This window comes from Massilia sp. Masssp93, assembly GCF_059491295.1.
Genome location: NZ_CP168502.1, coordinates 3,459,825 through 3,478,497 on the forward strand (window position 1 = coordinate 3,459,825; position 18,673 = coordinate 3,478,497).

Annotated in this window: 14 protein-coding genes; 3 read left to right on the forward strand and 11 right to left on the reverse strand. The window is 66.1% G+C overall.

Annotated features, from left to right (window positions below):
- Window position 1: 1 nt before the first annotated feature.
- The 9 genes from bamA to rpsB form a co-directional block, all read right to left on the reverse strand.
- Window positions 2–2,362: an outer membrane protein assembly factor BamA gene (gene bamA / locus ACEN9Q_RS13960; protein ID WP_495628878.1), complete on the reverse strand. Its 2,361-nt coding sequence runs from the start codon at window positions 2,360–2,362 to the stop codon at window positions 2–4.
- 123 nt (window positions 2,363–2,485) lie between these two features.
- Window positions 2,486–3,835, reverse strand: a complete 1,350-nt coding sequence (gene rseP, locus ACEN9Q_RS13965; RefSeq protein WP_495628879.1) for an RIP metalloprotease RseP — start codon at window positions 3,833–3,835, stop codon at window positions 2,486–2,488.
- Window positions 3,836–3,869: 34 nt separating this feature from the next.
- Window positions 3,870–5,039, reverse strand: a complete 1,170-nt coding sequence (gene ispC / locus ACEN9Q_RS13970) for a 1-deoxy-D-xylulose-5-phosphate reductoisomerase (RefSeq protein WP_495628880.1) — start codon at window positions 5,037–5,039, stop codon at window positions 3,870–3,872.
- Between the two features lie 130 nt (window positions 5,040–5,169).
- On the reverse strand, window positions 5,170–5,997 hold the full coding sequence (locus tag ACEN9Q_RS13975; protein ID WP_056435556.1) for a phosphatidate cytidylyltransferase: 828 nt from the start codon (window positions 5,995–5,997) through the stop codon (window positions 5,170–5,172).
- On the reverse strand, window positions 5,997–6,755 hold the full coding sequence (uppS, locus tag ACEN9Q_RS13980) for a polyprenyl diphosphate synthase (protein ID WP_056435560.1): 759 nt from the start codon (window positions 6,753–6,755) through the stop codon (window positions 5,997–5,999). Before uppS ends, ACEN9Q_RS13975 begins: the two co-directional genes overlap by 1 nt.
- Before the next feature lie 137 nt (window positions 6,756–6,892).
- Window positions 6,893–7,453 (reverse strand): ribosome recycling factor, encoded by a 561-nt coding sequence (frr, locus tag ACEN9Q_RS13985; RefSeq protein ID WP_036228560.1) that lies wholly within the window; start codon window positions 7,451–7,453, stop codon window positions 6,893–6,895.
- A 29-nt stretch (window positions 7,454–7,482) separates the two neighbouring features.
- On the reverse strand, window positions 7,483–8,199 hold the full coding sequence (gene pyrH / locus ACEN9Q_RS13990) for a UMP kinase (protein WP_056435563.1): 717 nt from the start codon (window positions 8,197–8,199) through the stop codon (window positions 7,483–7,485).
- Between the two features lie 229 nt (window positions 8,200–8,428).
- Window positions 8,429–9,337 carry a translation elongation factor Ts gene (tsf, locus tag ACEN9Q_RS13995; RefSeq protein ID WP_056435568.1) on the reverse strand — a complete coding sequence of 303 codons (909 nt, stop codon included), beginning with the start codon at window positions 9,335–9,337 and terminating at the stop codon, window positions 8,429–8,431.
- Window positions 9,338–9,480: 143 nt separating this feature from the next.
- Window positions 9,481–10,227: a 30S ribosomal protein S2 gene (gene rpsB / locus ACEN9Q_RS14000; protein WP_056435570.1), complete on the reverse strand. Its 747-nt coding sequence runs from the start codon at window positions 10,225–10,227 to the stop codon at window positions 9,481–9,483.
- A 286-nt stretch (window positions 10,228–10,513) separates the two neighbouring features.
- Between rpsB and map the strand changes: the two genes are divergently transcribed.
- The 3 genes from map to ACEN9Q_RS14015 all read left to right on the forward strand — a co-directional run bounded on the left by map (window position 10,514) and on the right by ACEN9Q_RS14015 (window position 14,827).
- Window positions 10,514–11,338, forward strand: a complete 825-nt coding sequence (map, locus tag ACEN9Q_RS14005) for a type I methionyl aminopeptidase (protein WP_056435573.1) — start codon at window positions 10,514–10,516, stop codon at window positions 11,336–11,338.
- 25 nt (window positions 11,339–11,363) lie between these two features.
- On the forward strand, window positions 11,364–13,955 hold the full coding sequence (locus tag ACEN9Q_RS14010) for a [protein-PII] uridylyltransferase (protein ID WP_495628881.1): 2,592 nt from the start codon (window positions 11,364–11,366) through the stop codon (window positions 13,953–13,955).
- A gap of 125 nt (window positions 13,956–14,080) precedes the next feature.
- Window positions 14,081–14,827: a pseudouridine synthase gene (locus ACEN9Q_RS14015; protein ID WP_495628882.1), complete on the forward strand. Its 747-nt coding sequence runs from the start codon at window positions 14,081–14,083 to the stop codon at window positions 14,825–14,827.
- Between the two features lie 3 nt (window positions 14,828–14,830).
- Here the strand turns inward: ACEN9Q_RS14015 and ACEN9Q_RS14020 are convergent, their stop codons facing one another.
- Together ACEN9Q_RS14020 and ACEN9Q_RS14025 are read right to left on the reverse strand one after the other, a co-directional pair.
- Window positions 14,831–15,019, reverse strand: a complete 189-nt coding sequence (locus tag ACEN9Q_RS14020; protein ID WP_495628883.1) for a hypothetical protein — start codon at window positions 15,017–15,019, stop codon at window positions 14,831–14,833.
- 282 nt (window positions 15,020–15,301) lie between these two features.
- Entirely contained in the window at window positions 15,302–18,613 is a 3,312-nt protein-coding gene (locus ACEN9Q_RS14025; RefSeq protein ID WP_495628884.1) for a PAS domain-containing hybrid sensor histidine kinase/response regulator, read from the reverse strand.
- Window positions 18,614–18,673 lie beyond the last annotated feature (60 nt).

Sequence of the window (18,673 nt, forward strand, 5' to 3'; positions counted from 1 at the left end):
ATCAGAAACCGGTACCCATCTGGAACTGGAAGCGCTCCAGGCGATCGCCCGGCTTCGCGTTCAAGGGCTTAGCATAACTCAACTTCAGCGGCCCCACCGGGGAAATCCACGACAGGCCGATACCCGCCGAGTAGCGCAGCTGCGACGTGCGGATCGGCTCATGTTCCTGGTAGACCTGGCCGCCGTCGGCGAAGGTGAACCAGCGCAGCGAACGATCCTGGCCGCTGCCCGGGAACGGGAACTGCAGCTCGGCGTTGCCGATCACGCGCTTGGCGCCGCCCAGGGCGTCGTACGTGAACGGGTCGACGATGCCCAGCGACGAGCTCTCGTAGCCGCGCACCGAGCCGATGCCGCCGCCGTAGAAGTTCTTGAAGACCGGGTACGAGTGGCCGCCGAGGCCCGCGCCGTAGTCCAGCTCACCCTTGAGCGCCAGGGTCATCCAGCGCGTGATCGGACGATACCACTGGTGTTCGTAGATGATGCGGTAGTACTTGGCGTCGCCGACGGCATCGATCTCGAAGTTGGCGCGCTGGTAGCGGCCGCGGGTCGGGGTGATGGCGGAGTCGCGCGAATCGCGGCCCCATGCCACGGTCAGCGGGATCGCGTTGGTCGTCGCCGTGCCCACGCCGGTGCTCTTCGCGACCGCGTCCTTCGAGTTCTGCATCACGAACTGCTTGTACAGGGTCGGCGAGCTCTCGTCCGTCTCGAGCCTGGTGCGTTCCAGGCCGGCGCCGAAGTAGACGGTGTCGATTTCCGAGAACGGCACGCCGAACGTCAGGTTGCCGCCCTGCTGGCGCACGGTGTACGAACCGATGTTCAGCGCCGGCGGGCGCGACGTGCGCAAGTACAGCTGGAACGCGCGCGAGATGCCGTCGTCGGTGAAGTACGGGTTGGTCTGGGCGAACGAGATCGTGCGGTTGTAGCGGCTCGTGTTCAGTTCCACGCCGACCGTATTGCCGCTGCCGGCGAAGTTGGCCTGCGTGACCGACGCCGTGAAGGTGAATTTCTCCGCCTGCGAGAACGCGCCGCCGACCATGAAGTTGCCGGTCGGTTTTTCGACGACGGCGATGTTCACGTCCACGGCATCGTTGGTGCCCTGCGCTTCCGGCGTCTCGACCGTCACGTCCTTGAAGTAGCCGAGGCGGTCGACGCGGTCGCGCGACAGCTTGACCCGGTTCGGGTCGTACCACGAGCTTTCGAACTGGCGGAATTCGCGGCGGATCACTTCGTCGCGCGTGATCGTGTTGCCCGAGATGGTCATGTGGCGCACGTAGGCGCGCTTTCCCGGATCGACGAAGAACGTGAAGGCGACTTCGCGCTTCTCGCGGTTGATCTCGGGGTTCGCGGTAACGTTCGCGAACGCGTAGCCGAAGCTCGCGAGGCGGTCGGCGATGCGCTTGTTCGACGCTTCCTGCAGGTCGCCGGAATAGGTCTGGCCCGGCTTCAGCAGGATCAGGTTCTTGAGTTCCTGCTCGCGGCCGAACATCTCGCCGTCCATCTTGATGCCGGAGACGGTGTACTTCTCGCCTTCCGTGATGTTGATGGTGAGGTAGATGTCCTTCTTGTCCGGGGTGATCGAGACCTGCGTGGACTCGACGTTCACCTCCAGGTAGCCGTGATTCAGGTACCACGACTTGATCGATTCCAGGTCGCCCGTCAGCTTCTGCTTCGAGTACTGGTCGGCCTTCGAATACCAGGTGAACCAGCCGGACGTGTTCAGCTGCAGCAGCGCGCGCAGCTCCTTGTCCGAGAACGCCTTGTTGCCGACGATGTTGATCTGCTTGATCTTCGCGACGTCGCCCTCGTCCACGTTGAACATGATGTTCACGCGGTTACGCTCGATCGGGGTGACGGTGGTCGTGATCTTGACGCCGTACAGGCCGTGCGACAGGTACTGGCGCTTGAGCTCCTGCTCGGCGCGGTCGACGGATGCCTTGTCGAAGATCTTGGTCTCGCCGACGCCGATTTCCTTCAGCGCCTTGACGAGCATGTCCTTTTCGAATTCCTTCGTGCCGGTGAAGTCCACCGCGGCGATGGCAGGACGCTCCTCGACCAGCACCACGAGCACGCCGTTTTCCTCTTCCAGGCGGATGTCCTTGAAGAAGCCGGTGGCATACAGCGCCTTGATCGCCGCGGTGCCCTTTTCGTCGTCGAAGGTCTCGCCCACGCGCACCGGCAGGTAGCTGAACACCGTGCCTGCCTCGGTCCGCTGGATGCCTTCGACCCGGATGTCCTTCACGACGAAGGGAGTGACGGCGGCGGCGTGGCCCGCGCACAGGGCCAGCACGGCTGCGCCGATCATGCTGCGACGGGAGGGCAAGGCAAAACGCGATTGGGCAAAACGTTCGGGTTGTAGATTCATCGGTTAGATCAATGGGTCAGTCATAGGACAACGTTACGTATTCTTCGCCGGGGCTTGTACCGCTTGAGCGGGACACTCCGGCGCCCGCCGCAGGCGCAGCGTACGTATCGGAGTGCCGTGTGTTCAGAGCAGTCGCACCAGGTCGTTGAAGACGGCAAGCGCCATCAGCATGAACAGCAGGCCCACCCCGGCACGCTGCGCGATCTCGCCGATCCGCGCGGGCAAGGGTCGCCCGGTCAAAACTTCCAGCGAATAATACAGCAAATGGCCACCGTCCAGAACGGGAATTGGTAACAGATTCATTACACCCAGGCTGATCGAGATGAAGGCGATGAACTCGAGGAAGGGCTCGAGGCCCGAGCGCGCGGTCTGTCCGGCCACGTCGGCGATCGTGATCGGGCCCGTCACGTTTTTCAGCGAGACCTCGCCGACGATCATCTTGGCGATCATCTTGACGGTCAGCGCGCTCGTCTCCCACGTGCGCTGCGCGCCCTTCGCAAAGGCGGCCAGCGGGCCCGCCTGCACCGTCACCAACTCGGGCGCCTGGGCGATCATCAGCTTCACGAGGCCCCTGCCCGACTGCGGCTCGCGCTCCGGCGTGAGGGGCAGCACGAGCTGCTCCGCTCCCCGCTGCACGCCGACCTGCAGCGTCCTGCCGGCCGCGCCGCGCACGGCGTCGATGAAGGCGATGCCGTCGAGAATGGGCTTGCCGTCGATGGACGTCACGAGGTCGCCCTGGCGCAGGCCCGCGCGCGCGGCGGCGCCGCCCGGCAGGACCTTGTCGATGGTCGCCCGCGGGCGCCACATCTGCATGCCGAGCATGCCCAGCACGTCGCCGTCGACGTCCAGGCCGGCCATGCGGTCGGCCGGCAGCACGGCGCGGTAGGCGGCGCCGCTGGTCGCGCCGGGGCCGTGCAGCGTCAGCTCGGCCGCGCGCTTGTCGATGGCGGCGCGCACGATCTCCCAGCGCAGCTCCGTCCACGACTGCACCGGACGGCCGTTGACGGCCGTGACGACGTCGCCGCCGCGCACGCCGGCCACGTACACGGCGGACGTCGGCGCCATCGCGCGCAGGCGCGTGCCCGGCTCCTCTTTCCCGTGCATGAACAGGCCCGCCATCAGGACGATGGCGAGGATGAAGTTGGCGATCGGGCCGGCCGCGACGATGGCGATGCGCTTCCACACGTTCTGGCGCGTGAATTCGCGCGGCAGGTCGCGGTCGTCGGTGGGGGCCGTCGACGGATCGCGCGCGTCGAGCATCTTGACGTAGCCGCCGATGGGCAGCATGGAGATCGCCCATTCCGTCTGGTCCGGACCGAAGCGGCGCGACCACACGATGCGCCCCATGCCGATCGAGAAGCGCAGCACCTTCACGCCGCACAGGCGCGCGACGGCGTAGTGGCCCAGTTCGTGGAAGATGATCAGGGGGCCCAGCGCCAGGATGAACGCCAGCAGGGTGTGGATCAGGTTCATGACTTTCTCCCGTCAGGGCCCGCTCAAGATCGGATTACAGCGCATGCACGATGCGTTCGGCCGCGGCGCGGGCACGCGCGTCCTGGGCCATCACGGCCTCGATGCTGCTGGCCGCACCGTGCGGGTTCTCGTCCATCACGCGGCGGACAACGCGGTCGATGGCGCGGAACCCGATGCGGCGCTCCAGGAAGGCTTGGACCGCGATTTCGTTCGCCGCGTTCAGCAATGCGGGCGCCGTGCCGCCCGCGCGCAAGGCGTCGAACGCGAGCGCGAGGCACGGGAAGCGGTCGAAATCGGGCTTGTGGAATTGCAGCGCGGCCCACTGCGTCAGGTCGAGCTGCTCCACGCCGGACGCGATGCGCTCCGGGTAGGCGAGCGCGTGGGCGATGGGCGTGCGCATGTCCGGGTTCCCCAGCTGGGCCAGCACGGAGCCGTCGACGTACGACACCATCGAGTGGATCACGCTTTGCGGGTGGATCACGACTTCGATCCGGTCGGCCGGCGCGCCGAACAGCCAGTGTGCCTCGATCACTTCGAGGCCCTTGTTCATCATCGTGGCCGAGTCGACCGAGATCTTGCGGCCCATCGACCAGTTCGGATGCTTGCACGCCTCTTCCGGCGTGACGGCCTCCAGCGTCTCGACGGCGCGGTTGAGGAACGGGCCGCCCGATGCCGTCAGCAGGATCCTGGCCACGCCGGCCGCGTCGGGCGACCGGCCGTACGTGCCGGGCAGCGACTGGAAGATGGCGTTGTGTTCGCTGTCGATGGGCAGCAGGGTCGCCTTGTGCTCCTTGACGGCGTCCATGAACAGCTGGCCGGACATGACGAGCGCTTCCTTGTTGGCCAGCAGGACTTTCTTGCCCGCGCGCGCGGCCGCGAGCGTGGGCGCGAGGCCGGCGGCGCCGACGATGGCGGCCATCACCGTATCCGTCTCCGGGCTGGACGCGATCTCGCACAGCGCCGCTTCGCCGTGGGCGACGTCGATGGGCAGGCCGGCCAGCAGGTCGCGCAGGCGCGCGGCCGCTTCCGGCGTGCCGACGACGGCGCGCTGCGGCAGGAAGACGCGGCATTGCGCGGCGAGCGCGTCCACGCGTTCGTGCGCGCTCAGCGCATGGACACGGTATTGGCCGGGATGACGGGCGAGCACGTCGAGGGTCGAGACGCCGATCGAACCGGTGGCGCCCAGAATAGTGATGCGTTGCATGTTGCGTTCCATTGTCAAGGTCGTTCCAACATGGGCTGGCGCGGCGCTGGCCGCCGGCATGATGGCATTCTTGCACGGCGCGTGCCGCGACGGCGCCCGCCCGCGTCGAACGACCCGTTGTCCAGCTTTATCAGAGGCGCGAGCCGATCAGGGCCGCGAGGGGCAGCACGGGGACCAGCGCGTCGATCCGGTCCAGCACGCCGCCGTGGCCGGGCAGCAGGTTGCTGCTGTCCTTCATGCCGGCGCGGCGCTTGAGCTGGGATTCGAACAGGTCGCCGACGATGCTGGCGGCAACCATCAGCACGAGCACCACGACCAGCGCCGGCCAGCCGTAGTGGTGCTGGACGCGCGCGGCGAAGGTGTTCGCAAAGGCGTCGCCGCCGAACTGGACCGAGAGGCCGGCCAGCACGAGCACGGCGATGCCGCCGCCGATCGCGCCTTCCCACGATTTGCCCGGCGAGATGGACGGTGCCAGCTTGCGCTTGCCGAATGCCTTGCCGGAGAAATAGGCGCCGATGTCGGCCACCCAGACGATCGCGAGCACGGACAGCAGGAACAGCGGCGAGTGCGAGTACAGGTCGACGATGGCGGCAAAGCAGCCGACCACCGCGAACGCGTACACGAGCGACAGCAGCGTGTTGGCCGGCGTGCCCAGCGGCGGCAGGCCGGTCTTCAGCGACGGCGCGAACCGGGCGATCCACAGGGCCACGCTGAGCGCGGCCCAGAACGACAGGTTCGTGTGCCCCGTGAACACGGAGATGGCGAACACGCTGGCCCAGACGATGGCGATCACGTGGGCATTGTGCGTGTCCGGATTGAACAGCCGGAAGCATTCCCAGATGGCGGCGCCGAAGAACGCCGTCGCCACGACCGCGAACGCCGTGTAGTTGTTGAAGTAAAGGACTGGCAGCAACACTGCCAGCAGCACGACGGCGGTAATGACGCGGGTCTTGAGCATCAGTTTGTCTTGGCCTTGTTTGCGACCTGCTCGCCGGTGCGGCCGAAGCGGCGCTCGCGGCTCTGGTAGGACGCGATCGCCGTGTCGAGCGACTGGGGCGAAAAGTCCGGCCAGAAGGTGTCGGTGAAGTACAGCTCGGAATACGCGAGCTGCCACAGGAGGAAGTTGGAGATGCGTTCCTCGCCGCCGGTGCGGATGAACAGGTCCGGCTCGGGGGCATAGGCCATGGCCAGGTGCGGGGCCAGCATCTCTTCGGTGTAGTCGGTCGTGCCCGGGTTGGCGGCGACCATCTTGCCGGTCGCCTGCATGATGTCCCAGCGGCCGCCGTAGTTGGCGCACACGGTGACGGTCAGGCGCGTGTTGTTGGCGGTGCGGCGCTCGGCGTTGGCGATCATGTCGCGCAATTTCGCATCGAAGCGCGCCAGGTCGCCCACGACCTTCAGGCGGATGTTATTCGCGTGCATCTTCGACACTTCGCGCTCGAGCGCCGTGACGAACAGGCCCATCAGGTAGGACACTTCGTCGGCCGGACGGCGCCAGTTTTCCGACGAAAACGCGAACAGCGTCAGGTATTCAACGCCACGATCCACGCAGGCTTCGACGATCTTGCGCACGGCGTCCACGCCCTTGACGTGGCCGGCCACGCGGGGCAGCAGGCGCTTGGTCGCCCAGCGGCCATTGCCGTCCATGATGATGGCGATGTGACGCGGCACCTTGGGCGCTTCCGGGACTGCGGTGGTCGAACTTTTGAAAATCATAAATCTGGCCAAATGGCGGCGGTGGTCTAACGGACTGCAAATGAACTGCGACAAAAGGTGGAACGGACCGGTCAGGCCTTGCCTGCCGGTCCGACGTCCACAACGATACGCGGCCGCAACGGGCGCCGCAATACGGATCACACGGTCATGACTTCTTTTTCTTTTTCGGCAACCAGCTTGTCGATGTCGACGACGGCCTTGTCGGTCATCTTCTGGACATCGTCCTGGGCGCGGCGCTCGTCGTCTTCCGAGATCGCCTTGTCCTTGACCAGTTTCTTCAACTGTTCGTTGGCATCGCGGCGCACGTTACGCACGGCAATTTTCGCATCTTCCGCTTCCGACTTGCACAGCTTGACCATTTCCTTGCGGCGCTCTTCCGTCAGGGCCGGGGTCGGCACGCGGACCAGTTCGCCGAACGTCGACGGGTTCAGGCCCAGGTCGGATTCGCGGATCGCCTTTTCGATGACGTTCAGCATCTTCTTTTCGTAGGGCTGAACGCCGATGGTGCGGGCGTCGATGAGGGTCAGGTTGGCGACCATCGGCAGCGCGGTGGGCGAGCCATAGTAATCGACCATCACGTGGTCCAGGATGCCGGTGTGGGCGCGGCCGGTGCGAACCTTGGCCAGGTTGCCTCTCAGGGTTTCGATGGACTTCGCCATCTTGTCCTGGGCACTTTTTTTAACGTCAGCGACGGACATGCTGCTCTCCTGTGTTTCTGAATATTGAGTTAAACGTGTACCAGTGTACCCTCGTCCTCGCCCATGATCACGCGCATGAGCGCGCCCGGCTTGACGATCGAGAACACCTTGATCGGCAGCTTCTGGTCGCGGCACAGGGCGAACGCGGTGGCGTCCATCACCTGCAGGTGCTTGGCGATCGCTTCGTCGAACGAGATCGACTCGTAGCGGGTCGCGTGCGGGTCCTTCTTGGGATCGGCAGTATATACGCCATCGACCTTGGTTGCCTTCAACACGATCTGCGCCGAGATTTCCGAACCGCGCAGCGCGGCGGCCGTGTCGGTGGTAAAGAACGGGTTGCCCGTGCCCGCGGCGAACACGACGACCTTGCCCTCTTCCAGGTATTGCAGCGCCTTGGGACGCACGTACGGCTCGACCACCTGCTCGATGCCGATGGCCGACATCACGCGCGCGGTGATGCCCTGCTGGCGCATGGCGTCGGCCAGCGCGAGCGCATTCATCACGGTGGCCAGCATGCCCATGTAGTCGGCCGTCGCGCGGTCCATGCCCTGCGCACCAGGCGCCACGCCGCGGAAGATGTTGCCGCCGCCAATCACCACTGCCAGTTCCACACCCAGCTTCGACACCTCCGCGACGTCGGCGACCATGCGTTCGATGGTGGCGCGGTTGATGCCGAACGGATCGTCGCCCATCAGCGCTTCGCCAGACAGTTTGAGAAGGACTCGTTGGTAGGCTGGTTTTGTCATGAATGGGGCTCCTGAGGTCATTGGATGTTTCGAATTCGGTACTACGCCGAGGGGTTGCCTTCGGGTAGGGTGGGCACGCCGTGCCCACGCGGAACGTTGCGTCTCGCCTGCTCTTCGCCGGCCACCGCAACGCCGGCGTCACGCGTGGGCACAGGTGCCCACCCTACGGAACAGCAGGCCACCGGCGCGCTGTTCCTGCAAAAACGGGCCTTGCGGCCCGTTCTCTTTATTACTGCTTGACAGCAGCCATCTGTGCTGCCACTTCCGCTGCGAAGTCGTCGACCTTCTTCTCGATGCCTTCGCCGACCACGTACATCGTGAATGCCTTCACGGTGGTGTTGGCGGCCTTCAGCATCTGCTCGATGCTCTGCTTGTCGTTCTTCACGAACGCCTGGTTCAGCAGCGACACTTCTTTCAGGTACTTCTGCACCGAACCGTCGATACGCTTGGCGACGATCTCGGCCGATTGCGGCTGCTTGCCTTCGGCGACGGCCTTGTCGGCGTCTTCCTGGGCTTTCAGCTGAGCAACCGAACGCTCTTTCTCGATCAGCTCGGCCGGCACTTGCTCGGACGACAGGGCGACCGGCTTCATCGCGGCGATGTGCATGGCCACGTCTTTACCGACCTGCTCGTCGGCGCCGTCGTAGTCGACGATCACGCCGATGCGGGTGCCGTGCAGGTACGACGCCAGCTTGCCGGTGGTTTCGAAGCGCTGGAAACGACGCACGGTCATATTCTCGCCGATTTTACCGATCAGCGCCGTACGCACGTCGTCGAAGGTCTTGCCGTCGACCGGCAGGGCGGCCAGGGCGGCGACGTCGGCCGGGTTGTTCTCGGCGACCAGCTTGGCGGCCAGGTTGCACATGGCCAGGAAGTCGTCGTTCTTGGCGACGAAGTCGGTTTCGCTGTTGACTTCGACCAGCGCGCCGATGTTGCCGGCGACGTAAGCGGACACCACGCCTTCGGCGGTGATGCGCGACGCGGCTTTCGAGGCCTTGCCGCCCAGCTTGACGCGCAGGATCTCTTCGGCACGTGCCATGTCGCCTTCGGCTTCGTTCAGTGCCTTCTTGCATTCCATCATCGGGGCGTCGGTCTTGGCGCGCAGTTCGCCAACCATCGCTGCAGTAATCGCTGCCATGTCATTTCTCCTAAAAGCGGAACAAGCCGTCGGTTGCGACGTCTTGCATATTGTTAATCTATCCAGGAATTGCTTGCAAAAAGGGGCGCTCGACTTAGGCTCGGCGCCCCTTTGCTGCTCGGCGGGCCAGCGCCCGCCGGAACTTAAGCTTGCTCGGAAACTTCGACGAAGTCGTCGGCCGACTTGACCATCTCGACGATTTCGTTGGTGGCGTTCGCACGGCCTTCCAGGATCGCATCGGCGACGCCGCGTGCGTACAGGGTGATGGCTTTCGACGAGTCGTCGTTACCCGGGATGACGTGGGTCACGCCTTCCGGCGAGTGGTTGGTGTCGACCACGCCGATGACCGGGATGCCCAGCTTGCCGGCTTCGGTGATGGCGCCCTTGTGGTAGCCGACGTCGACGACGAAGATCGCGTCCGGCACGCCCTGCAGGTCCTTGATGCCGCCGATCGACTTCTGCAGCTTTTCCAGTTCGCGCGAGAACATCAGCGCTTCTTTCTTGCTCATCTTCTCGACTTCACCCGATTCGATCTGCGCTTCCATGTCCTTCAGGCGCTTGATCGAGGTCTTGATGGTCTTGAAGTTGGTCAGCATGCCGCCCAGCCAGCGCTGGTCGACGTACGGCACGCCGGCGCGCTGCGCTTCGGCGGCGATGATGTCGCGGGCCTGGCGCTTGGTGCCCACCAGCAGGATCGTGCCGCGGTTGGCGGCGATCTGCTTGATGGTCTTCATCGCATCCTGATACATCGCCATGGTCTTTTCCAGGTTGATGATGTGGATCTTGTTGCGATGACCGAAGATGAACGGGGCCATTTTCGGGTTCCAGAAACGGGTCTGGTGGCCGAAGTGAACACCGGCTTCCAGCATTTCGCGCATAGTGACAGACATTGTAATTCTCCAGGGTTGGTTCTTGAACGACGGCCAGCCACCCTTCCGGGCACCCTTGTCGGCCGCATTCGCGATTTAAAAAAAGCGTGATTTCACAAGCTTGCCCGATACGAACACGAGCAACCCGAGATTCTAGCGGGATTCGACGCGGATTTCAAGCTTGCGCACGCGTGCGCTTCGCCGGCCGCACGCCGTGGGGCGGCCACGGCCCGGCCGCCCCACGGCCCGACCGGCTTCCGAATCACATATAATGGCCGATACAGAACATATTGCAGAACGGATCACCATGACCATCTCCATCAAGACCCAGGAAGACATCGAAGGCATGCGCATCGCCGGCCGCCTCGGTGCCGAGGTGCTCGACTACATCACCCCCTTCGTCAAACCGGGCGTCACGACGGGCGAGCTGGATCGCCTTTGCCATGAATACATGGTCAACGTGCAAGGCACCGTCCCCGCCCCGCTGAACTACGCGCCGCCGGGCTACCCGCCGTTCCCGAAAGCCGTCTGCACCTCCGTCAACGACGTGATCTGCCACGGCATTCCGGGCGACAAGGTCCTCAAGAACGGCGACGTGGTCAACATCGACGTCACCGTCATCACGAAGGATGGTTATCACGGCGACAACAGCCGGATGTTCTTCATCGGCGAACCGTCGAAGCTGGCGCGCCGCCTGGCCGACATCACCTACGAATGCATGTGGCTGGGTATTTCGAAAGTGAAACCGGGCGCGCACCTGGGCGACATCGGCCACGTGATCCAGCAGCATGCGGAAAACGCGGGTTATTCGGTCGTGCGCGAATTCTGCGGCCACGGCATCGGCAAGGTCTTCCACGAAGAGCCGCAGGTCCTGCACTACGGCCGCCCCGGCACCGGCGAGGAGCTGAAGGCCGGCATGATCTTCACGATCGAGCCGATGATCAACGCCGGCCGCCGCGAGATCCGCGAAATGCCGGACGGCTGGACCATCAAGACGAAGGACCGCAGCCTGTCGGCCCAGTGGGAACACATGATCCTGGTGACGGAGACCGGCTATGAAGTGCTGACGACGTCGGCCGGGACCCCGCCGCCGCCGGCCATCGTGCGGCCGAAAGACACCGTCGCGGCCTGACCGCGAACCGCCCGCCCGCGCCGCCATGTCGACCGCCACCATCGCCCCGCCCCAGCCCCTGCAGCCGCTGCAACTCAAGCAGCGCCTGAAGGCCGAGCGCCAGCTCGTCATCGCCGAGTTCCGCGAGAACGGCAAGCCGGAAAAACTGTTGCGCGGCCTGCGCCACAGCGTGGACGGCGTGCTGACGGATGCCTGGCACGCGGCCGGGCTGCCGCAGAACGCCGCCCTCGTGGGCGTGGGCGGCTACGGCCGCGGCGAACTGTTCCCCCATTCCGACGTCGACCTGCTGATCCTGCTGGGCAGCGCGCCGGACGCGATCGTGCAGGCGAAGCTGGAAAACTTCGTGCAGCTCCTGTGGGACCTGGGCCTGGAAATCGGCCACAGCATCCGCACGGTGGACGAGTGCATGACGGAGTCCGCCGCCGACATCACGGTCCAGACGAGCCTGCTGGAAGCGCGCCTCGTGACGGGCAGCGAGGCGGCGTTCAACGCGCTGCTGCACCGCTACGACGCCGCGATGGATGCGCAGGCGTTCTTCCACGCCAAGACGGCCGAGATGCGGCTGCGCCACGCCAAGTACGAATTCACGCCGTTCTCGCTGGAGCCGAACGTCAAGGAAAGCCCGGGCGCGCTGCGCGACCTGCAGGTGATCCTGTGGGTGGCCAAGGCGGCGGGCCTCGCGAATTCGTGGAGCCAGCTCGCGATCCGCGGCCTGATCACGCGCGAGGAAGCGCGCCAGCTGATGGAAAAGGAGCGCGCCTTCAAGGACATCCGCATCCGCCTGCACCTGCAGACGAACCGGCGCGAAGACCGCCTCGTGTTCGACGTCCAGACCGCGATCGCGGAAACGTTCGGCCTCACGTCGACGGGCGAAGGCCTGGAAGCGCGCCGCGCCAGCGAATTCCTGATGCAGCGCTATTACTGGGCCGCGAAGACGGTCACCCAGCTGAACACGATCCTGCTGCAGAACATCGAGGCCCAGCTGTTCCCCACGCCGTCGCAGCCGGTCGCGATCAACCCGCGCTTCAACGAGGTGGGCGGCTTCATCGACATCGCCGCCGACGACACGTTCGAGGCTCTGCCTTCCGCCGTGCTGGAAATCTTCGTGCTGATGACGGAACGCCCCGACATCAAGGGCATGACGGCCCGCACGATGCGCGCGCTGTGGCATGCGCGCACCCTCATCGACGACGCCTTCCGCACCGACCCGCGGCACCGCGCCCTGTTCCTGCGCGTGCTGCAGGCGCCCGCCGGCCTCGTGCACGCGCTGCGCCGCATGAACGACATGGGGATCCTCGGCCGCTACCTGCCGAACTTCCGCCGCATCATCGGCCAGATGCAGCACGACCTGTTCCACGTCTACACGGTCGACCAGCACATCATGATGGTGGTGCGGAACATGCGGCGCTTCACGATGACGGAGCATGCGCACGAATACCCGTTCTGCAGCCAGCTGATCGCCAATTTCCGCGACCGCTGGCTGCTGTACGTGGCCGCGCTGTTCCACGACATCGCCAAGGGCCGCGGCGGCGACCACTCGGCACTGGGCAAGACGGACGCGCGCGAATTCTGCCGCGACCACGCCCTGTCCGAGGAAGACACGGAACTGGTCGTGTTCCTCGTCGAGCACCACCTGACGATGTCGGTGGTCGCGCAGAAGCAGGACCTGTCGGACCCGGACGTGATCCAGGCCTTCGCGCGCCTCGTGCGCGACGAGCGCCACCTGACCGCGCTGTACCTGCTGACCGTGGCCGACATCCGCGGCACGAGCCCGAAGGTATGGAACGCGTGGAAGGCGAAGCTGCTGGAAGACCTGTACAAGATGACCCTGCGCGTGCTCGGCGGCGAGCCGCCGTCGGCCGACCGCGAACTGCGCGCGCGCCAGCAGGAAGCGCTGGCGACCTTGCGCCTGTTCGGCCTCCCGGCCGATGCGCACGAGGCCTTGTGGAAGCAGCTCGACATGGCGTATTTCCTGCGCCACGACGCCTCCGACATCGCCTGGCAGACCCGCTGCCTGGTCGACAAGCTGGGGCGCGACAAACCCGTCGTGAAATCGCGCCTGGCGCCGATCGGCGAAGGCCTGCAGGTGACGGTGTACGTGAAGGACCAGCCCGACCTGTTCGCGCGCATCTGCAGCTATTTCGACCGCAAGAACTTTTCCATCCTCGACGCCAAGATCCACACGACGAAGGACGGCTATGCGCTCGACACCTTCCTCATCACGGACGAGCATTTCGCCAACAGCTACCGCGACATCATCAACCTGATCGAGCACGAGCTGTGCGAAGTGCTCGTGCACCAGGAGCCGCTGTCGCCGCCGCTGCGGGGCCGGCTGTCGCGCATGTCGCGCCACTTTCCCATCACGCCGACGGTCGACATGCGCCCGGACGAGCGCGGCCAGTTCTGGGTGCTGTCCATCGGCGCGAACGACCGCAACGGCCTGCTGTACACAATCGCGAGCGTGCTCGCGCGCTACCGCATCAACCTGCACACCGCGAAGATCATGACCCTCGGCGAGCGCGTCGAGGACGTGTTCCTCATCGACGGCCAGGCGCTGAACAACCAGCGCGTGCAGGTGCAGCTGGAGACCGAGCTGCTGGATGCCGTGAAAATCTGAGTTAGCCCGTCGTCCCCGCGAAGGCGGGGGCCCAAGTTTTTCATGCGCCGCGATAACGCTCGCAAAATTGGGTTCCCGCCTGCGCGGGAACGACGTGTCTTGTTTTCGTAATTTTTTGAATGACCATGACTGAACCAGTACGCCTCTCCAAACGCATGTCCGAACTTGGCCTCTCGTCCCGCCGCGAGGCCGACGAATGGATCGCGAAAGGCTGGGTGCGCGTCGACGGCCAGGTGGTGTCCGAACTCGGCAGCAAAGTCTTGCCGCACCAAAAGATCACGGTCGAGCGCCAGGCCGCCGCCCAGCAGGCGAAGCGCGTGACGGTGCTGCTGAACAAGCCGGTCGGCTTCGTCAGCGGCCAGGCCGAGGATGGCTACAAGCCGGCCGTGGTGCTCGTGAAGCCGGAAAACCGCTGGGCCGACGATCCGTCGCCCGAACAGTTCCACCCGACCCAGTTGAAATCGCTCGTGCCGGCCGGCCGCCTGGACATCGATTCCGTCGGCCTGCTGGTGCTGACGCAGGACGGCCGCATCGCCAAGCAGCTGATCGGCGAGGCCACGTCCATCGAGAAGGAATACCTCGTGCGCGTGCAGTACACGAAGCCGGGCCGCCTGCCGGACGCCGACCTCAGGAAACTGAACCACGGCCTGTGGATGGACGGCAAGCCGCTGCTGCCCGCGAAGGTGCGCTGGCAGAACGACGACCAGCTCAGCTTCACCCTGAAGGAAGGCCGCAAGCGCCAGATTCGCCGCATGTGCGACATGGTGGGCCTCAAGGTCATCGGCCTCAAGCGCGTGCGCATCGGGCGCGTGAAGCTCGGTGAATTGCCCCCGGGACAGTGGCGCTACCTCGGGGCGGACGAGCAGTTCTGACCGTCAATGCGCGTGCCGCATCTGCGTCCACGGATCGAGCACCCGCAACCCATCCAGCACGGCGCGCGGCCCTTCGACGGTGCCGCCGCTGTCCTGGTCCCACTCCAGCCTCAGCTTCGATCGGCCCCTGCGCAAGTCCACCCGCGCGTAGTCGACCCAGGCATCGTCCGCATCGTATTCGAACGTCTTCATCCAGCCGGTACGCAATAACGCCTCGAGTGTCTGGCGCAACGCGAATGGTGGGAGGTCCGAAATCGTTTCCGGGTGTGACTGTGGGTCGCCAAAGACGCCCAGGTATCTGACAAATTGTGAAATCCACGCCATCGCTGCCTCCCAACATCGGTTGACGTTGAGTTCAGTCTACTCAGGCGATGTTGGTATTGACGTTCGCTAACGCACAGAGCGGAACAAAATGCAGGGCGCATATGTCACAAATTTGTAACCGATTGTTTCGGCAATCTCATGCCAACAGTTTCAGACAAGAATATTGTGCAGCTCCTCGATGCTGACGGGTTTGGTGAGATGGTGCGAAAAACCCCGGTTGCGGGTCTGGCGCCGGTCCGCGTCCTGGCCCCAGCCCGTCAGCGCCGCAATGCGCAGGCCGGAAAAGCGCTCGTCCTGGCGCAGCCGGCGGGCAACCTCGTAGCCATCCATGCCCGGCATGCCGATATCGAGCAGGACACTGGTCGGCAGGAAATTTTCCGCCATCGCCAGCGCGGCGCGGCCGTCGTACACGACCCGCACCTCGGCCCCGTCCGCTTCCAGCAGCAGCCCGAGCGTATCCGCGGCATCGCGGTTATCGTCCACGACGAGGATGCGCTGGCCGTGGAACGGCGCGGCCGGGCGCGCCTGGCCCAGTTGCGGCACGTCGTTCCCGATGTCATGGTCGGACGCGAGCGGCAGCCGCACGATGAATTCGCTGCCCTGGCCCGCCCCGGCGCTGTGCGCCTCGACGGTGCCGTGATGCATCTCGACGAGGCTGCGCACCATCGTCAGGCCGATACCGAGCCCGCCCTGCCCGCGCCCGGCGGAGCGGTGCGCCTGGGTGAACATGTCGAACACGCCCGGCAGCGCGTCAGCCGGAATGCCGATGCCCGTGTCGCGCACGGTGGCCACGACCTGGCCGTCGTCGCGCCGCACGTCGAACCAGATGCGGCCGCCCGTGTCCGTGTACTTGGCGGCGTTGTTGAGCAGGTTGGAGAACACCTGCGTCAGGCGCACGCGGTCGGCGTCGAGGAACAGGGGCTGCTCCGGCAGGGCCACGGCGAGCTGGTGGCCGGCCCGGTCGATCATCGGCTGGCTCGTCTCGATGGCGCTGGCCACGATCTCGGCGAACGGCACGCGCTCCAGCTTGAGGTCGATCTTGCCCCGCGTGATGCGCGACACCTCCATCAGGTCGTCGACGAGGCGCGCCATCTGGCGCACCTGGCGCCCCACCATCTCGACGACGCGGTCGGACTGGCGCCGCCCGTCCGGACGGCGCATCAGCTGCACCGCGTTGCTGATCGGGGCCAGGGGATTGCGCAGTTCGTGGGCCAGCGTCGCAAGGAACTCGTCCTTGCGACGATCGGCCTCCTTTAGGGCCTCCTCGGCCTGCACGGCCCCCGTGATGTCGAGCGAAATGCCGACGTAGCCACGGTGTTCGCCGTCGCCCGAATGCCAGGGCGACGCATGGGATTCGAACCAGTGCCAGCTGCCGTCCCTGACCATCGTGTGGAGCCGCTGGGTAAAGGCGCCGCGCGCACGGATGCCGTCGTACACGTCGCGCAGATACGCATCCATGTCGTCCGGGCGGGCGATGTCCTTCCAGCCGCCCTTGTCTTCCCCGGCCGCCGTCTCGTGCGTCACGCAGCGCTGGTTCAGGTAGATGACGTTGCCGTCCACGTCGAACTGGTACACGAGGGCGGGCGACGCGTCGGCCAGCGCGCGGAACCGGCCTTCGCTCTCGCGCAGGGCATCCTCGGCACGCTTGCGCACGGTGATGTCGTGGAACAGGATCGCCACCCGCGGCACCTGGCGCCCGCCGACCGGGTAGACGAAGAAGTCGTACCAGCTGGCCAGCGGCTGCGAGAAGCATTGCGAGCGGCTGGACACGCCCGTGCGCACGACCTGCGCGCAGGCGTCCAGCCAGCACGGCTCGTGCTCGGGACGCATGCGCAACTGGCCCGGGCCCACGTAGGCGATGTTGGCCATGCGCACGGCGGCCGGATTCGCTTCGGCGTAATCGAGGCCGACGGGCTTGCCCGCGTCGTCGAAGCGCACCGTCGCCAGCAGGAAGCCCTCGTCCATCGCCTCGAACAGCATGCGGTAGCGCCGTTCGCTCTCGGCCAGCGCGGCCTGGGTGCGGCGGCGCTCGTCGACGTCGATGTGCATGCCGACCCATTTGCGCACGCTGCCGTCGGGGTTGAACAGCGGCGCCGCGCGCGCATTGCTCCAGCGCCAGCCGCCGGACGCCGCCTGCACGCGGAACTCGGCGTTGAATATGCGCCGCGTGCCGACGGCCGCGCGCCATTCGCGCAGCACGTAGGCGCGGTCGTCCGGGTGCACGGCGTCGATCCAGCCAACGCCCAGCGACGCCGGCTCCGACTGCCCCGTGTAGGTCGTCCAGCTGGGCGAGCCCATGTTGAGGCGGCCGTGCGCATCCGTCTCCCACACGGTCTGCGCGAAGCCCTCGACCATCGCGCGAAAGCGCTCCTCGCTCTCGGCCAGGCGCGCCTCGGTCTCCTTGTTGGCCGTGACGTCGATCACGAACAGCACGCAGCGCCCCTGCGCGCCCTCGCCCGAGATGCGCGCGGGCGCGAACAGGCCCCACCAGCGGCTGCCGTCCTTGCGCGTCATCTGCTTGGTGTACGGCAGCGTGACGCCGTGCTCGATGAGGTCGCGCAGCGCACGCGCCGACGCGTCCCGGAATTCGGGCGGCGTCATGTCGCGCCAGTTCGGCATCGTGCGCAGCTCGGCGCAGGTGTAGCCGGTCATCCGTTCGAACGCGGCGTTGACGTCGCGGACGGTGCCGTCGATGTCGAAGTACAGCACGCCGACGGTGCTGATGCTGAGGGTGGCGTCGATGAGGGCCTTGTGCTCGCGCAGCAGCCGCTCGGCCGCGCGGTGCTCCTCGACCTCGCGCTCCAGGTGTTCCTTGCTTTCGAGGACGGGGCGCAGGCGCTCCTCCACCTTGCGTTCGATCTCGACGCCGTCGACGGCCTTGCTGCCGCCGGCCTGGTGGGCGGCCGCGGCGAAGGCGGCGCAGGCCCGCAGCAGGCGCAGGTCGTCGGCGTCGAAATGCGCGCCGCCGTCCTCGCCCAGCACGACGCCCAGCGCGCCCACGACGTCCCCGTGGACGCGCCACGGCACGCCGAGGAATTCGCCCGGCACCGGGCCGGCGGCGCGCAGCGAGGGGAACCGGTCGGCCGGGTGCGCGAACAGGACGGCGCCGTCGGCCAGGATGGCCGCGCCGCAGGCGCAGACATCCAGCGGCCAGCGTTCGCCCTGGCGCCCGGCGAGCGCGCCGGACACGACGCACCAGCGCACCGTGTCCGCCCCGTCCGGCGCCGCATCGCGCACCGCGACGACGACGGCATCGGCGCCGCACAGCGCGCGCACGGCATCGGCCAGGCGCTGCATGGCGTGCGCGGGGTCGTCGGCCAGCGCCTGGGCCAACCCGGCCAGCGCACCGGCTTCCTCCGCCCCGTCGTGCGCGGGCAGGTGTGCGGTGCGTTCGCGCAGGACGGCGTCCACGATCCCGTCGTCGCGGGCTCCGGTCGGTGCGTCGGGTGTCGAGTCGGCCATGGTTGTCGATTATTGGTTGCCTGCGCTCTGCAACCCCAGATTACTTGACAATCCGATCAC

Excerpts from the sequence above, each read along its gene's own strand:
- bamA (WP_495628878.1), bottom strand. The coding sequence starts at position 2,362 with ATGAATCTACAACCCGAACGTTTTGCCCAATCGCGTTTTGCCTTGCCC.
- rseP (WP_495628879.1), bottom strand. The coding sequence starts at position 3,835 with ATGAACCTGATCCACACCCTGCTGGCGTTCATCCTGGCGCTGGGCCCC.
- ispC (WP_495628880.1), bottom strand. The coding sequence starts at position 5,039 with ATGCAACGCATCACTATTCTGGGCGCCACCGGTTCGATCGGCGTCTCG.
- ACEN9Q_RS13975 (WP_056435556.1), bottom strand. The coding sequence starts at position 5,997 with ATGCTCAAGACCCGCGTCATTACCGCCGTCGTGCTGCTGGCAGTGTTG.
- uppS (WP_056435560.1), bottom strand. The coding sequence starts at position 6,755 with ATGATTTTCAAAAGTTCGACCACCGCAGTCCCGGAAGCGCCCAAGGTG.
- frr (WP_036228560.1), bottom strand. The coding sequence starts at position 7,453 with ATGTCCGTCGCTGACGTTAAAAAAAGTGCCCAGGACAAGATGGCGAAG.
- pyrH (WP_056435563.1), bottom strand. The coding sequence starts at position 8,199 with ATGACAAAACCAGCCTACCAACGAGTCCTTCTCAAACTGTCTGGCGAA.
- tsf (WP_056435568.1), bottom strand. The coding sequence starts at position 9,337 with ATGGCAGCGATTACTGCAGCGATGGTTGGCGAACTGCGCGCCAAGACC.
- rpsB (WP_056435570.1), bottom strand. The coding sequence starts at position 10,227 with ATGTCTGTCACTATGCGCGAAATGCTGGAAGCCGGTGTTCACTTCGGC.
- map (WP_056435573.1), top strand. The coding sequence starts at position 10,514 with ATGACCATCTCCATCAAGACCCAGGAAGACATCGAAGGCATGCGCATC.
- ACEN9Q_RS14010 (WP_495628881.1), top strand. The coding sequence starts at position 11,364 with ATGTCGACCGCCACCATCGCCCCGCCCCAGCCCCTGCAGCCGCTGCAA.
- ACEN9Q_RS14015 (WP_495628882.1), top strand. The coding sequence starts at position 14,081 with ATGACTGAACCAGTACGCCTCTCCAAACGCATGTCCGAACTTGGCCTC.
- ACEN9Q_RS14020 (WP_495628883.1), bottom strand. The coding sequence starts at position 15,019 with ATGAAGACGTTCGAATACGATGCGGACGATGCCTGGGTCGACTACGCG.
- ACEN9Q_RS14025 (WP_495628884.1), bottom strand. The coding sequence starts at position 18,613 with ATGGCCGACTCGACACCCGACGCACCGACCGGAGCCCGCGACGACGGG.